Origin of the sequence: Mesobacillus subterraneus (genome assembly GCF_023715485.1) — a bacterium.
Taxonomy (GTDB): domain Bacteria; phylum Bacillota; class Bacilli; order Bacillales; family Cytobacillaceae; genus Mesobacillus; species Mesobacillus subterraneus_B.
Genome location: NZ_JAMBOF010000021.1, coordinates 1 through 15,012 on the forward strand (window position 1 = coordinate 1; position 15,012 = coordinate 15,012).

The window sequence follows — 15,012 nt, forward strand, 5'->3', positions numbered from 1 at the left end:
TAGGTCAGAGGTGGAAGCGCGGTGACGTGTGGAGCTGACTGATACTAATCGTTCGAGGACTTAACCAAAATAGATTACTCGTTTCTTCTGAATTCTTCTTACAAACATTATCTAGTTTTGAGGGAATAAAACCTCAAACCAAATAGTCTGGTGGCGATGGCGAGAAGGTCACACCCGTTCCCATACCGAACACGGAAGTTAAGCTTCTCAGCGCCGATGGTAGTTGGGGGTTTCCCCCTGTGAGAGTAGGACGCCGCCGGGCATACGAAAGAACAGCTGTATTGGCTGTTCTTTTTTGTTTCTTCTTTTACATTAGAAAACGAACCCTCTAAAAAAGCAAGAATATATTATTTTTTGCACCCCTTTCAATTGATTCTCTCTTTTTCTATCTAATCTCCCAAACAATAATCAAGAAAATGATAACAACATAAGAACTTTCTCAATGCATACCTTCTTTTTATTTCGTGTTTTGCTTTATATTGGCGATAAATGAAATATATCGACCAGATTTTGCATTATATCAGCGAAATTATAATTTTATCGACCACATTTCAAGATATATCGACCACTTTCCCCAATATATCGACCACTTCCCCCAAAATATCCAGGCACTAATCCGTGTAAATGCCCATATAATATGCCATCCAGTCTGAAAGAAAAAATACCTAACATCGATTCATTATAAGTTTCCATCCACTTCAAAATGGGTATAATAACCAACACACCCCAATTGCTAGGTTTTGGCATACATAATTTTGGAGAAAATAAATCCGAATGCATTAATTGCAACGACAAAAATTTTTTTGTATAATTAATGTCAAATATAGTCAAAGTCAGATAGGGGGAGGTTTAGTGAGGAATATATCGGACATCATAGAAAATTACCTCAAGCAGGTTTTGGAAATGAGCGATAAGGACATCGTTGAAATCAAGCGAAGTGAAATCGCCGATAAATTTCAGTGCGTGCCGTCCCAGATCAATTATGTCATCAATACCAGGTTCACGATTGAACGAGGCTATCTTGTTGAGAGTAAAAGAGGCGGTGGTGGATATATCCGCATCATCAAAGTCCAGATTTATGATCATGCACACTTGATTGATGATTTACTGTCTTTGATTCAGTCTCGGATTTCCCAAAGCAGTGCTGAAGGTGTCATCTACCGCCTTGTGGAGGAAGATATTGTGACGACTCGCGAAGCAAAAATCATGCTTAGTGTGTTAGACAGGTCTGTTCTCTATATTGAGCTGCCGCAGCGTGATGAATTGCGCGCAAGAATGTTAAAGGCAATGTTGATGGCATTGAAATATAAATAATATCAGAGCAGAGGTAAAGAGGTGAGGGCATGATCTGCCAAGAGTGTAATCAAAGGCCGGCAACGCTGCACTTCACGAATTTTTCAAACGGCGAAAAAACTGAAATGCATTTGTGTGAAAGATGCGCACAAGAAAAAGGCGAGATGTTTATGATGAACAACGGACCTGGTTTTGCAATCAACAGCTTGCTTGCCGGTTTGTTGAATATGGAACCTGCTTTTCCGGAGCAAAAGAAGGAAGCCTACCAAGCTGAACAAGTTCTTCAATGTCCGCAATGTTCAATGACTTTTCCACAGTTTGTCAAAGTAGGCCGGTTCGGCTGTGCCACTTGCTATGATGCTTTCAGGGAGCAGTTGACACCAATTATCCGCAGGCTCCACAGCGGAAATTTCATTCATAATGGTAAAATCCCTAAAAGAATTGGCGGAGATCTTCATTTAAGGAAGACAATTGATGATTTAAAGCTATCTCTGAAAAATTTGATCTTGCAGGAAGAGTTTGAAAAAGCTGCTGAGACAAGGGACCAGATCAGGGAACTGGAAAGAAAATTGACAGCAGGTCAAGAGGGAGGGGAGTAGACTTGTCGTTAGAGAAGTTTATCAGTCAAGCCGTCAGCTCCTGGATGAGCGATGATGGTCCTGATTCGGATATCGTCCTCAGCTCTCGCATCCGCTTTGCCCGAAATCTGGATGAATATAATTTTCCAACCTTGTTCACGAATGGAGAGGCCGAGGCTGTAATTGGCACGATCATGGAGCGGGTGAGCAACACTCCGATACAGAATGTTGGACAGCTGGAAATGATCAAGATGGACGACATCCCGCCTCTACAAAAAAGGGTGCTCGTTGAGAAGCATATAATCAGTCCCAATCTAGCAGAAAACTCGATCCATGGAGCGTGTCTTTTATCCGAAAATGAAGAAATCAGCATCATGATTAATGAGGAAGACCATATCAGGATTCAATGTTTATTTCCGGGTTTTCAGCTTAGCGAAGCTTTGAAGGCTGCAAATGAAATCGATGACTGGCTAGAGGAGCATGTGAACTATGCTTTCGATGAGAAATTTGGCTATTTGACGAGTTGCCCTACAAATGTCGGAACTGGCTTGAGGGCATCGGTAATGATGCATCTGCCGGGGTTGGTGTTAACGCAGCAGATGAATCGGATTGTGCCGGCGATTAACCAGCTAGGGTTGGTTGTAAGGGGAATATACGGTGAGGGCAGTGAAGCTCTCGGCAATATTTTTCAAATATCCAACCAAATCACGCTCGGGAAATCTGAAGAAGACATCGTAGAGGATTTGAAAAGCGTTGTAAGTCAGATAATATCTCAGGAAAGGTCAGCTCGGGAAGCATTAGCTAAAACTTCGAACATACAATTAGAAGACAGAGTCTTTCGTTCATACGGAACACTTGCAAACAGCCGGATCATCGAGACGAAGGAAGCGGCAAGATGTCTATCGGATCTCCGGCTTGGCATAGATATGGGTTATATAAAAAACATATCAAAATCGATTTTAAATGAACTGATGATATTAACTCAGCCAGGGTTTTTACAGCAGTATGCGGGAGGCCCGTTAAGGCCGGATGAAAGGGATATCCGCAGAGCCGCTTTAATAAGAGAACGCTTGAAAATGGAATCAAAAGAAGAGTCAGGAGGATGATCTTATGATGTTTGGACGATTTACAGAGAGAGCACAAAAAGTATTGGCACTCGCACAGGAAGAGGCAATCCGCCTTGGACATAATAATATCGGTACAGAACACATCTTACTTGGCCTTGTACGTGAAGGAGAAGGTATCGCAGCGAAGGCGTTGTATGGATTAGGCCTGGGCGCAGAGAAAATCCAGAAGGAAGTAGAGAATTTGATTGGCCGTGGCCAGGAAACTTCTCAGACAATCCACTATACTCCAAGAGCTAAAAAGGTCATCGAGCTTTCAATGGATGAGGCAAGGAAACTCGGACACTCTTATGTTGGCACAGAACATATCTTGCTTGGGTTGATCCGTGAAGGGGAAGGCGTTGCTGCAAGAGTACTGAATAATCTTGGAGTAAGCCTGAATAAAGCACGCCAGCAGGTACTGCAGCTGTTGGGAAGCAATGAAACTTCTGGCCATCAGGGAGGCGGAACGGCAAATGCCAATACGCCAACTCTTGATAGTCTTGCAAGGGACCTGACTGCTATTGCCAGAGAAGGAAGCCTTGATCCTGTCATCGGCCGCAGCAAGGAGATCCAAAGGGTAATTGAAGTGCTTAGCCGCCGGACAAAAAATAATCCGGTACTGATCGGGGAGCCCGGTGTTGGTAAAACGGCGATTGCTGAAGGACTTGCGCAGCAGATCGTAAACAATGAAGTCCCTGAAATTCTGCGTGATAAGCGCGTCATGACTCTTGATATGGGAACCGTAGTTGCCGGAACAAAGTACCGCGGAGAATTTGAAGACCGCTTGAAGAAGGTTATGGATGAAATCCGCCAGGCGGGAAATATCATTTTATTCATAGATGAACTTCATACATTGATTGGTGCCGGCGGAGCTGAGGGTGCGATTGATGCTTCCAACATCCTTAAGCCATCACTGGCCCGTGGTGAGCTTCAATGTATCGGGGCAACGACATTAGATGAGTACCGTAAGTATATTGAAAAAGACGCAGCGCTTGAAAGACGTTTCCAGCCAATCACAGTTGATGAACCGACTGCTGAGGAATCCGTCCAGATTTTAAAAGGGCTGAGGGACCGTTATGAAGCACACCATAGAGTATCGATTACGGATGCAGCGATTGATGCAGCGGTAAAATTGTCTGACCGTTATATCTCTGACCGATTCCTTCCGGATAAGGCAATCGACTTGATTGACGAAGCTGGATCAAAGGTGCGCCTGCGCTCTTACACAACTCCGCCAAATCTTAAAGAGCTTGAGGTAAAGCTTGAGGAAGTGCGCAAGGAGAAGGATGCTTCCGTACAAAGCCAGGAATTTGAAAAGGCTGCTTCTTTAAGAGACACGGAACAGCGCTTGCGTGAGCAGCTTGAAAACACGAAGAAAACTTGGAAAGAAAAACAGGGCAAGGAAAACAGTGAAGTCACAGTGGAAGACATTGCGAATGTCGTTTCCAGCTGGACGAATATCCCTGTATCAAAACTCGCCCAAACTGAAACGGATAAACTGTTGAACCTAGAAGAAATCCTTCACTCTCGAGTCATCGGCCAGGAGGAAGCGGTTAAGGCGGTTTCCAAGGCAGTAAGGCGTGCGCGTGCAGGACTGAAGGATCCTAAGCGTCCGATCGGTTCATTCATTTTCCTTGGGCCTACAGGTGTTGGTAAAACGGAATTGGCAAGAGCACTTGCTGAATCCATGTTTGGCGATGAAGATGCGATGATCCGAGTCGATATGTCCGAGTACATGGAGAAGCATTCGACTTCACGTCTTGTCGGTTCGCCTCCAGGATATGTGGGATATGATGAAGGCGGCCAGCTGACTGAAAAGGTCCGCAGAAAACCTTATTCAGTCATCCTGCTTGATGAAATCGAAAAAGCACATCCAGATGTATTCAATATTTTACTGCAGGTCCTTGAAGACGGCCGTTTAACAGATTCTAAGGGGCGTACAGTCGATTTCCGCAATACAATCATGATCCTGACTTCAAATGTCGGTGCAGAAGCGTTGAAGCGCAATAAATATGTAGGCTTCAACATCCAGGATGGCGCTCAGGATTACAAAGATATGAAAGGCAAAGTGATGGAAGAGCTGAAAAAAGCATTCCGTCCTGAGTTCCTTAACCGTATCGATGAAATCATTGTCTTCCATGCCCTTGAAAAGCCACATCTAAAAGAAATCGTGACACTAATGTCCGACCAGCTTGTGAAGCGTTTGAAGGAGCAGGAAATCAAGCTTGAATTGACAGAAGCTGCAAAAGATAAAATCTCAGAAGAGGGATATGACCCTGAATACGGCGCGCGTCCATTGCGCAGGGCAATCCAGAAGCATATTGAGGATCAGCTGTCGGAAGAATTGCTTAAGGGAACGGTCCTTACAGGCCAAAATGTTGTCATTGATGTCGAAAATGGCGAGTTCGTCGTCAAAACACCAGAAGGCACAGCGAAGGCTTAAGTTGCTTAACGTGTAAAAATAAGGGGTATACGTACTAAATACGTGTACCTCTTTTTTTCTATTTCAAGGAATTGTGGGTCTGATATTTGAACATAATTTAACAGTAGAAAAATTTACATATGTGCTTAAGTCGCAATCATTTCTTTTATTGAATGTTTGGGATTATTATAGAGATAATAACTTTTTATTGAGAGATGCGAGGCTAAGAAAATGGCAAAGAGAAAAACGAAATTCATGTGCCAGGAATGTGGCTATGAATCTCCAAAATGGATGGGGAAATGTCCGGGCTGCGGGCAGTGGAACAAGATGGTGGAGGAAGTGGAAAGCACCGGGTCGAACAGACGGGGGGCTTTCGCTAACACAGGCAACACAGGAGTGGCGGCAAAGGCGACGCCGATCACCTCAATTGAAACGGTGAGCGAGCCCCGAATCACCACGGATTCTAATGAATTCAACCGTGTGCTAGGCGGCGGTGTTGTCAGAGGATCGCTCGTTTTGATTGGTGGAGATCCTGGGATAGGAAAATCAACGCTTCTTCTCCAGGTTTCATCTCAGTTGGCTAAAAAGGATCATTCCGTTCTCTATATTTCAGGGGAAGAATCTATGAGGCAAACGAAGCTGCGTGCGGATCGCCTTGGTGTGGTCTCACCGAATTTACTCGTCTATTCTGAAACGAATTTACAAGAAATTACTATGACAATCGATAGTACAACACCTGATTTTGTGATTGTCGATTCCATTCAAACGATTTTCCATCCTGAGGTTACATCTGCTCCAGGCAGTGTTTCGCAGGTGAGGGAATGTACGGCGGAACTGATGAGGATTGCAAAAACAAAGGGTGTCGCTATTTTTATCGTTGGCCACGTCACCAAGGAAGGCTCGATTGCCGGTCCTAGACTATTGGAGCACATGGTGGACACGGTGTTGTACTTCGAGGGAGAAAGGCACCATACGTATCGGATCCTGAGGGCGGTGAAAAACCGCTTTGGATCGACGAACGAAATGGGCATTTTCGAGATGAAGGAAGCCGGTCTGGAAGAAGTGGCGAACCCTTCGGAAATATTTTTAGAAGAGAGGTCCCAGGGGGCATCGGGCTCAACTGTTGTGGCATCAATGGAAGGCACGCGCCCTGTTTTAGTCGAAATCCAGGCGCTGATCTCGCCGACGAGCTTCGGGAATCCAAGAAGGATGGCTACCGGAATCGATCATAACCGGGTCTCGCTGTTGATGGCGGTACTTGAGAAACGCGTCGGACTGCTGCTGGCGAACCAGGATGCGTACTTGAAGGTTGCCGGCGGGGTGAAATTGGATGAACCAGCAATCGATCTTGCCGTGGCCGTCAGCATTGCCTCAAGCTTCAGGGACAAACCGACCCGGGCTTCTGACTGTATCATCGGCGAGGTTGGCCTGACAGGAGAAGTCAGGAGGGTCTCAAGGATCGAACAGCGTGTCCAGGAAGCGGCTAAGCTGGGCTTTGAAAGAATTATCTTACCGGAAAATAATCTTGGCGGATGGAATCCTCCTAAGGGAGTAGAGCTAATTGGCGTCTCATCTGTCAGCCATGCATTAAAAGTCACCTTAGGGGGTTGATGGATTGGAACACAAAGACCTTGAAGAAAAACAATTAGGTGAGATCCTTCAATTTATCGCTCCGGGAACTCCCCTCAGGGAAGGAATCGATAATGTTCTCCGTGCCAATACCGGCGGGCTGATTGTCTTTGGCTACAATGAAAAAGTCAAAAATCTTGTTGATGGCGGCTTTGAAATTAATTGCAGGTTCAGCCCGAGCTTTTTATATGAACTGGCGAAAATGGATGGTGCGATCATCCTGAATGAAACGGGCAGCAAAATATTGTTCGCCAACGCCCAGCTTGCCCCGGATACGCTAGTTCCTTCAACGGAAACAGGGATGAGGCACAGGACTGCCGAAAGGGTGGCAAGGCAGACGAAGGCGCTCGTCATCGCGATTTCTCAGCGAAGGAATGTGATTACCCTTTATCAAGGCAATCTCCGCTACGCCTTGAAGGAGATCGGTGTTATTTTAACAAAGGCCAACCAGGCGATCCAGACGCTGGAAAAATATAAGGTGGTGCTAGAGCAGAGTATCACTAATCTGGGAATCCTAGAGTATGAAGATTTGGTTACCTATAATGACCTGCTGCAGGTGATCCACCGGTTCGAAATGGTATTGAGGATCAAAACTGAACTGCTGACGTATTTAAGCGAGCTCGGCATGGAAGGAAGGCTGATCCGCCTGCAGATGCAGGAAATATTATCTGAAATGGAAAGGGAAGCCTTGCTTGTCATCAAGGATTATACTGCCGAACCGGAAGTCAAGCCAGAGGAAGTGATGGCTCGTTTCCAGGGGTTCTCGAAGTCCGGGGTCATTGAGGATTCGACAATTTTAAAAATGCTCGGGTACCAGGGTTATGTCCATATGGATGAATTCATCTGTCCAAGAGGGTACCGGATGCTTAATAAGATACCGCGGCTGCCGATGGTCATTATCGAAAATTTAATTAAGAGGTTTAGTAAGCTCACGAATATAATTTCGGCTACAGTTGAAGAGCTGGATGACGTTGAGGGTATTGGTGAGGTAAGGGCCAGAAAAATTAAAGAAGGGTTCAAGCTTATCAGGGATCAGCTTATGGCAGACCGCCAAATGTAATGGAATCGTGTTGGCTCACCGCTTTTAAATTGACACCATTATGGCTCGATGCTACTTTTAAGATGTGATTTAATCCTATTAAAAGCAGGAGGATAATACTAAATCTTTTATTTTGTAATTTAATTGGGCTATTTACGTAACCTTTACCCAGATTTAAACGTATTATCATTTGGGGCTTAAAAAATAGGCTTTTTTAAAGTAGTTTCATATGGTAAATAAAAATCTTATAAAGTGCAGGGTTTCAAAATTTGGAAGTTGTTTATAATGAGTAAAAGGAGGTGAAAGGATGTTAAGACGTATCATTCAAGCCTGCTTCCTTATTATTGGGGGAACGCTTGGTATATTCTTAATTCCTGATTTATTATCATTAATGAGCATGGGAGACATAACTCTCATCAATAACCCTTATGTTACTGCTGTATTGGGCGCACTTATTTTTTATCTTCTTACTTTTTGGGCTGTAGACTATGTGACCAATTTTGTGAAGTGGGCTGAAGAGTCGCTTATAAAAGCCCCAATCACTGACGTTATTTTCGGAAGTGTCGGCCTTTTCTTTGGTTTGCTTGTGGCATTTTTAATTGGCTTTGCCCTAAATGCAATCCAGGTGCCGGTGGTGAACACAGTTGCCCCGACTCTCCTTACACTTTTATTCGGTTATCTAGGCTTCCAGGTTGGCTTTAAAAAGCGTGATGAGCTGCTTGGATTGTTCTCAAAATCGAAGAAAAAGGGCACTGAAGAAGAGCTGGAAAAAGAAGAACGCGCAAGAGAGTGGAAAATCCTTGATACAAGTGTGATTATTGATGGAAGAGTTGCCGATATCTGCCAGACGGGTTTTCTTGAAGGCATAATCGTAATCCCGCAGTTTGTCCTTGAGGAATTGCAGCATATTGCCGATTCATCCGACGTGCTGAAGCGCAATCGCGGACGCCGCGGACTGGACATCCTTAATCGCATTCAAAAGGAACTTAAGATTAAGGTAGAGATTTACGAAGGCGATTTTGACGACATCCAGGAAGTGGACAGCAAACTTGTGAAACTGGCAAAGCTGACAAATGGCGTTGTCGTTACGAATGATTTCAACCTGAATAAAGTATGTGAATTGCAGAAGGTTGCCGTGTTGAATATTAATGACCTCGCCAATGCGGTAAAACCAGTCGTCCTTCCTGGAGAAGAACTGAACATCCAGGTAATCAAGGATGGAAAGGAATATAATCAGGGTGTTGCCTATCTTGATGACGGTACGATGATCGTCGTCGAAGAAGGCCGCGATTATATTGGAAAGCGCATCGACGTATTAGTGACGAGCGTACTGCAGACATCGGCTGGCAGGATGATTTTTGCCAAACCAAAGCTGTTGGAAAAAGCGTTATAAGCTGATTCTTGCTTAGCGGCAATACGACTGGAAAAAGCACTATAATTTGATTCGTTCGAAGACGGATCAAGCCTTTATGGGCAGTTGAATTCCCCATTTCCTTCATGGAATCATTGAAGGCGTGATAATGGGGCTCAACTGCCCGTTCATCTGTAAAAATCTATTCGCAAACGTTGATGCTTTTCTTTATTCTTCTTTCGGATAATTCTCAATGAAAATTTAATACGAAGCGAAACAGACTAATGTAAAAAATAGATTGGAGTTTTCAGCATGCCGTACCAGGTCATACTCCCGGCAGCGGGACAGGGCAAGAGAATGGGGGCAGGTAAGAATAAGCTTCTGCTAACATTAGAAGGAATTCCTGTTCTGATCCATACTATAAAGGTGTTTGAAGCAGACCCAGCGTGCTCAGGCATCATTCTCGCCATCCATCCGGATGATGAGGCTGAATTCAAGCTTTTATTAGCACAGTATGGAATTCATAAAGTATCTTCATTGGTCGTTGGCGGCAAGGAACGCCAGGACAGTGTTTATAACGGACTTAAAGCGGTTGGATCATTCGATGGTGTCGTGCTTGTCCATGATGCAGCCCGGCCATTTATAAAAGTGGAAACAATCCACAGGCTGGTGGAAGCAGCAGATAAGGAAGGCGGCGCAATCGTTGCTGTGCCGGTTAAAGATACGATCAAAAAGGCGGTCAACTGCCAGGTACTCGAAACGGTTGAACGTTCAAGCTTGTGGGCTGTCCAAACCCCGCAGGCTTTTCGAGTTTCAGTCTTGCTGGAAGCCCATAACAAGGCATTGGAGGAGCAATTTATCGGCACGGATGAATCCAGCCTTGTCGAAAGACTTCCGCACCAAGTCTCCATCATTGAAGGTGACTATGATAATATAAAGCTGACAACACCAGAAGACTTATACTTCGCCGAAGCTATTTTGCGCAAGAGGATAGAATCCGGTGTTTAACAAGAGTTTATTTTAATAAGCTAATACAGCCTATATATAAAAGGAGTTATTCAATATGTTTCGAATTGGACAAGGATTTGATGTGCATCAGCTGACGGAAGGACGCCCGCTGATTATTGGCGGAATTACCATTCCATATGAAAAGGGTTTGCTGGGCCACTCTGACGCGGATGTGCTTTTGCATACTGTTGCAGATGCGTGCCTCGGAGCGATCGGAGAGGGAGACATCGGCAGGCACTTCCCGGATACCGACCCTGAGTTCAAGGATGCGGACTCTGCAAAATTGCTTGAACATGTATGGAAGATTGTGAAGGAAAAAGGATATGAGCTTGTTAACATCGACTGCACGATCATCGCGCAAAAACCAAAGATGGCGCCGCATATCGGGGCGATGCGCGACAGGATTTCTGATTTATTGGAGGGAACTCCCGATCAGGTGAATGTGAAAGCGACAACGACGGAAAAGCTGGGATTCGCCGGCAGGGAAGAAGGCATTGCAGCACAGGCTGTTGTTTTACTGAAAAAAGCCTAAAAACCAATTGTCCAAGCCACTTCCGCTTTCCCTATCGAAAATGATACAATAATGGTCAGCTATATTAGAGGAGGATTCACTATGTCATCAGATATTCGAGTGCGTTATGCGCCGAGTCCGACGGGGCATTTACATATCGGGAACGCCCGTACAGCATTATTCAATTACTTATTCGCACGCAACAGAGGCGGGAAGTTCATCATCCGCATTGAAGATACTGACAAGAAACGCAATATCGAGGGCGGAGAGCAAAGCCAGCTGAAGTATCTTCAATGGCTTGGAATCGACTGGGATGAGAGCGTTGATGTCGGCGGGGAATATGGACCTTATCGTCAGTCAGAGCGTAATCATATTTATGAACAGTACAATCAAGAGCTGGTGGAAAAAGAACTTGCATATAAGTGTTATTGCACAGAGGAAGAACTTGAGGCAGAACGTGAAGAGCAGGCTGCACGCAATGAGACTCCTCATTATTCAGGAAAGTGCCGCCATTTGACTCCTAAGCAGCGGGAGCAGTTTGAAAAAGAAGGACGTCAGCCGAGCCTTCGCTTCAAGGTGCCTGCAGGAAAGATCATCGCATTCGAAGATATGGTAAAAGGCGAGGTAAGCTTTGAATCTGATGGAATGGGCGATTTTGTCATCGTAAAGAAGGATGGCACGCCTACTTATAACTATGCTGTTGTCCTTGATGATCATTTGATGAAGATTTCCCATGTCCTTCGCGGGGATGACCATATTTCCAATACACCAAAGCAGCTTGTGATTTATGAAGCGTTTGGCTGGGAGCCGCCAGTATTCGGCCACATGACTTTGATCGTTAATGAAAGCCGCAAGAAGCTGAGCAAGCGTGATGAGTCAATCATCCAGTTTATCGAGCAATACGAAGAGCTGGGTTACTTGCCTGAAGCATTATTCAACTTCATTACATTGCTTGGATGGTCTCCGTCTGGGGAAGAAGAGATTTTCTCCAAGGATGAATTCATAGACATATTTGATCCAGCAAGGCTTTCAAAATCGCCAGCGCTTTTTGACCAGCAGAAGCTTGCCTGGATGAACAACCAGTACATGAAAAAGGCTGATTTGGACCGTGTTGTCGAGCTTGCGCTGCCGCATCTCCTCAAAGCCGGAAAAGTCAGCGAGGGCCGTACTGACGAAGAGGATGCATGGGTCCGCAGCCTGATCTCTTTGTACCACGATAAAATGAGCTTTGGAGCAGAAATCGTCGAGATGTCGGATTTATTTTTCCGTGATGAGGTAAACTATGACGAGGAAGCAAAAGAGGTCCTCGCAGGGGAGCAGGTTCCAGAAGTTCTGAGAGCGTTCCTTGCAGAAATTGACCAGCTTGAGGAATTCAAGGCTGATTCGATCAAGGCTGCAGTTAAGGCTGTCCAAAAAGCGACCGGCCAAAAGGGACAGAAGCTGTTCATGCCTGTCAGGGCGGCTGCGACTGGCCAGACTCATGGACCAGACCTGATGCTTGCGATGGAACTGATCGGCAAAGAAAAAGTGCGCGAAAGAGTCCAGAAGCTATTAGGCTGAGCGTAAAACAATCATCCAGGGATTAGGCTAATAACTTTTTTAGTGTGTTATAGTTAACAGATGAGCAAAAATATAATATAGTAAGAGTAATTCCATACATTCTAAAGTGTTGAAGAGGAAAAGTAGAAGGATGACGCTTGTTAGAGAGAACCATCACCGGCTGAAAGTGGTTCAGGCCCCTCATTTTTTGAAATGCGCCTCTGAGTCTCTTGATGAAAAGACAATGCTGTCTTAGTAGTTTTGGGCGGGACCTCCCGTTAACAGGTGAAAGTTGAGGCTGCATTTTGCTTTAAAGCGTGCCTAAACAGAGTGGAACCGCGCATACCAAGCGTCTCTGTCGTTTACGACAGGGGCGCTTTTTTTAATTTTTTGGTAAGCCATACCTAAAGGGTGACATTCTTGAATTACATCAAATTCTTATGAGAAGGGGGATTTCACCGTGTTTAAAATGTTTAAAGAAGACCTTGAAGTTGTCTTTGACCAGGATCCTTCCGCCAGGAGCGCACTGGAAGTGGTTTTGACATATGCCGGACTGCATGCGATTTGGTCCCATCGGTTGGCACATGCTTTCTATAAACGGAAATTTTATTTTATCGCAAGAGTGATTTCGCAAATAAGCCGCTTTTTCACGGGGGTTGAAATCCACCCGGGAGCGAAGATCGGCAGGCGTTTCTTCATCGACCACGGGATGGGTGTCGTAATTGGCGAAACCTGTGAGATTGGTGACAATGTAACGGTATTCCAGGGAGTGACCCTGGGCGGAACCGGAAAAGAAAAAGGCAAACGCCATCCAACTGTAAAGGACAATGCATTGATCGCTACAGGAGCGAAGGTTTTAGGTTCGATCACGATTGGAGAAAATTCTAAGGTAGGTGCCGGATCGGTCGTTCTTAAAGATGTGCCGCCGAACTCTACCGTTGTCGGCATACCTGGGAAGATCGTCATCCAGGATGGCGTCAGGGTCAAAAAAGACTTCAATCACCGCGATTTGCCGGATCCGGTAGCTGACAGATGCAAAGATATCGAGACGGAATTATTAAAACTGAAAAAAGAACTCGAACTGGTTAAATTACAAAATGAATTGGAAGAAGTGAAGCAAGGAAGGGGCATGGAGAATGGGAATTAAAATTTATAATACGCTTACTCGAAATAAAGAAGAGTTTATCCCTCTAGAAGAGGGAAAAGTGAAAATGTATGTTTGCGGACCTACCGTCTATAACTACATCCATATTGGAAATGCCCGCCCGGCCATCGTTTTCGATACGGTCCGGCGCTATCTTGAATTCCGGGGCTACAATGTCCGCTTTGTTTCAAATTTCACGGATGTTGATGACAAGCTAATTAAAGCCGCTAATGAATTGGGCGTGGACGTACCGACCGTTGCTGAGCGCTTCATCAATGCATATTTTGAAGATGTCCACGCGCTTGGCTGCAAAACAGCCGATGCACACCCAAGGGTAACGGAAACGATGGAGCTGATCATTGAGTTTATTAGCGCATTGATTGAAAAAGGATTTGCATACGAGTCTGGCGGCGACGTCTATTATAGGACGAGAGAATTCAATGATTATGGGAAGCTTTCACACCAGTCAATCGATGAGCTGAAGGTTGGAGCAAGGATCCAGGTGGGTGAAAAGAAACAGGATGCGCTTGACTTCGTGCTTTGGAAGACGGCTAAAGAGGGCGAGATTTCCTGGGATAGCCCATGGGGCCAAGGCCGTCCGGGCTGGCACATCGAATGCTCGGCAATGGCGAGGGAGTATCTTGGCGATACGATCGATATCCATGCCGGCGGCCAGGACTTAGCCTTCCCTCACCATGAAAATGAAATTGCCCAATCCGAGGCTTTGACAGGAAAAACGTTCGCTAACTACTGGATGCATAATGGCTATATCAACATCGACAATGAAAAGATGTCAAAGTCACTTGGCAATTTCGTCACTGTCCATGACATCATTAAAAAGCATGATCCGCAGGTTTTAAGGTTTTTCATGCTGTCGGTACACTACCGAAATCCAATCAACTACAGTGAAGAGCTGCTTGAAAATACAAAGGCTGCCTTTGAGCGGCTGAAGACTTCTTACCAGAATTTAAAGCATCGCATGGGTGCGAGCGCTAACCTTACGGACAATAATCAGGAATGGCTGGATAAAATTGCGGCGCTCCGTGAGCAATTCATTAATGAAATGGATGATGACTTCAATACAGCCAATGGAGTGTCCATCCTGTTTGAGCTTTCTAAGCTATCGAATTTATATTTGATGGAAAAAAACACGTCAGAAGATGTGATCAAGGCATTCATGAATGAATTCGAAACATTGTTTGGCGTGCTTGGCCTTTCTCTAAAGGACGAAGAGCTGCTTGATGAGGAAATTGAAGCCCTGATCGAAAAGCGCACACAGGCCCGCAAAGACAGGAACTTCAAGCTTGCTGATGAAATTCGCGACCAGCTGAAGGAAATGAATATCATCATCGAAGACACTCCGCAAGGCATCAGATGGAAAAGAGGCTAAAT

12 protein-coding genes and 1 rRNA gene are annotated in these 15,012 nt (G+C 45.1%); all 13 read left to right on the forward strand.

Features of this window, described 5'->3' with window-relative positions; all coding sequences use genetic code 11:
• The first annotated feature begins 146 nt into the window (after positions 1–146).
• Positions 147–262, forward strand: a 5S ribosomal RNA gene (rrf, locus tag M3204_RS20815).
• 590 nt (positions 263–852) lie between these two features.
• Entirely contained in the window at positions 853–1,314 is a 462-nt protein-coding gene (locus M3204_RS20820) for a CtsR family transcriptional regulator (RefSeq protein ID WP_251487262.1), read from the forward strand.
• Between the two features lie 29 nt (positions 1,315–1,343).
• The gene (locus M3204_RS20825; RefSeq protein ID WP_251487264.1) at positions 1,344–1,892 is read left to right on the forward strand and encodes a UvrB/UvrC motif-containing protein; all 549 of its coding nucleotides are present in this window, start codon (positions 1,344–1,346) and stop codon (positions 1,890–1,892) included.
• 2 nt (positions 1,893–1,894) lie between these two features.
• Positions 1,895–2,977 (forward strand): protein arginine kinase, encoded by a 1,083-nt coding sequence (locus M3204_RS20830; RefSeq protein WP_251487265.1) that lies wholly within the window; start codon positions 1,895–1,897, stop codon positions 2,975–2,977.
• 4 nt (positions 2,978–2,981) lie between these two features.
• Entirely contained in the window at positions 2,982–5,420 is a 2,439-nt protein-coding gene (gene clpC, locus M3204_RS20835) for an ATP-dependent protease ATP-binding subunit ClpC (RefSeq protein ID WP_251487268.1), read from the forward strand.
• Between the two features lie 210 nt (positions 5,421–5,630).
• Entirely contained in the window at positions 5,631–7,010 is a 1,380-nt protein-coding gene (radA, locus tag M3204_RS20840) for a DNA repair protein RadA (RefSeq protein ID WP_251487271.1), read from the forward strand.
• Between the two features lie 4 nt (positions 7,011–7,014).
• Complete coding sequence (gene disA, locus M3204_RS20845) at positions 7,015–8,088, forward strand: DNA integrity scanning diadenylate cyclase DisA (RefSeq protein WP_251487274.1); 1,074 nt, start codon at positions 7,015–7,017, stop codon at positions 8,086–8,088.
• Between the two features lie 286 nt (positions 8,089–8,374).
• Positions 8,375–9,460, forward strand: a complete 1,086-nt coding sequence (locus M3204_RS20850; RefSeq protein WP_251487278.1) for a PIN/TRAM domain-containing protein — start codon at positions 8,375–8,377, stop codon at positions 9,458–9,460.
• A 270-nt stretch (positions 9,461–9,730) separates the two neighbouring features.
• Complete coding sequence (ispD, locus tag M3204_RS20855; protein ID WP_251487281.1) at positions 9,731–10,426, forward strand: 2-C-methyl-D-erythritol 4-phosphate cytidylyltransferase; 696 nt, start codon at positions 9,731–9,733, stop codon at positions 10,424–10,426.
• A gap of 55 nt (positions 10,427–10,481) precedes the next feature.
• Positions 10,482–10,958 carry a 2-C-methyl-D-erythritol 2,4-cyclodiphosphate synthase gene (gene ispF, locus M3204_RS20860; protein ID WP_251487283.1) on the forward strand — a complete coding sequence of 159 codons (477 nt, stop codon included), beginning with the start codon at positions 10,482–10,484 and terminating at the stop codon, positions 10,956–10,958.
• Positions 10,959–11,039: 81 nt separating this feature from the next.
• The gene (gene gltX, locus M3204_RS20865) at positions 11,040–12,497 is read left to right on the forward strand and encodes a glutamate--tRNA ligase (protein ID WP_251487286.1); all 1,458 of its coding nucleotides are present in this window, start codon (positions 11,040–11,042) and stop codon (positions 12,495–12,497) included.
• 439 nt (positions 12,498–12,936) lie between these two features.
• Positions 12,937–13,623: a serine O-acetyltransferase gene (gene cysE / locus M3204_RS20870; RefSeq protein ID WP_251487314.1), complete on the forward strand. Its 687-nt coding sequence runs from the start codon at positions 12,937–12,939 to the stop codon at positions 13,621–13,623.
• Positions 13,613–15,010 (forward strand): cysteine--tRNA ligase, encoded by a 1,398-nt coding sequence (cysS, locus tag M3204_RS20875; RefSeq protein WP_251487317.1) that lies wholly within the window; start codon positions 13,613–13,615, stop codon positions 15,008–15,010. Before cysE ends, cysS begins: the two co-directional genes overlap by 11 nt.
• The last annotated feature ends 2 nt before the right edge of the window (positions 15,011–15,012 follow it).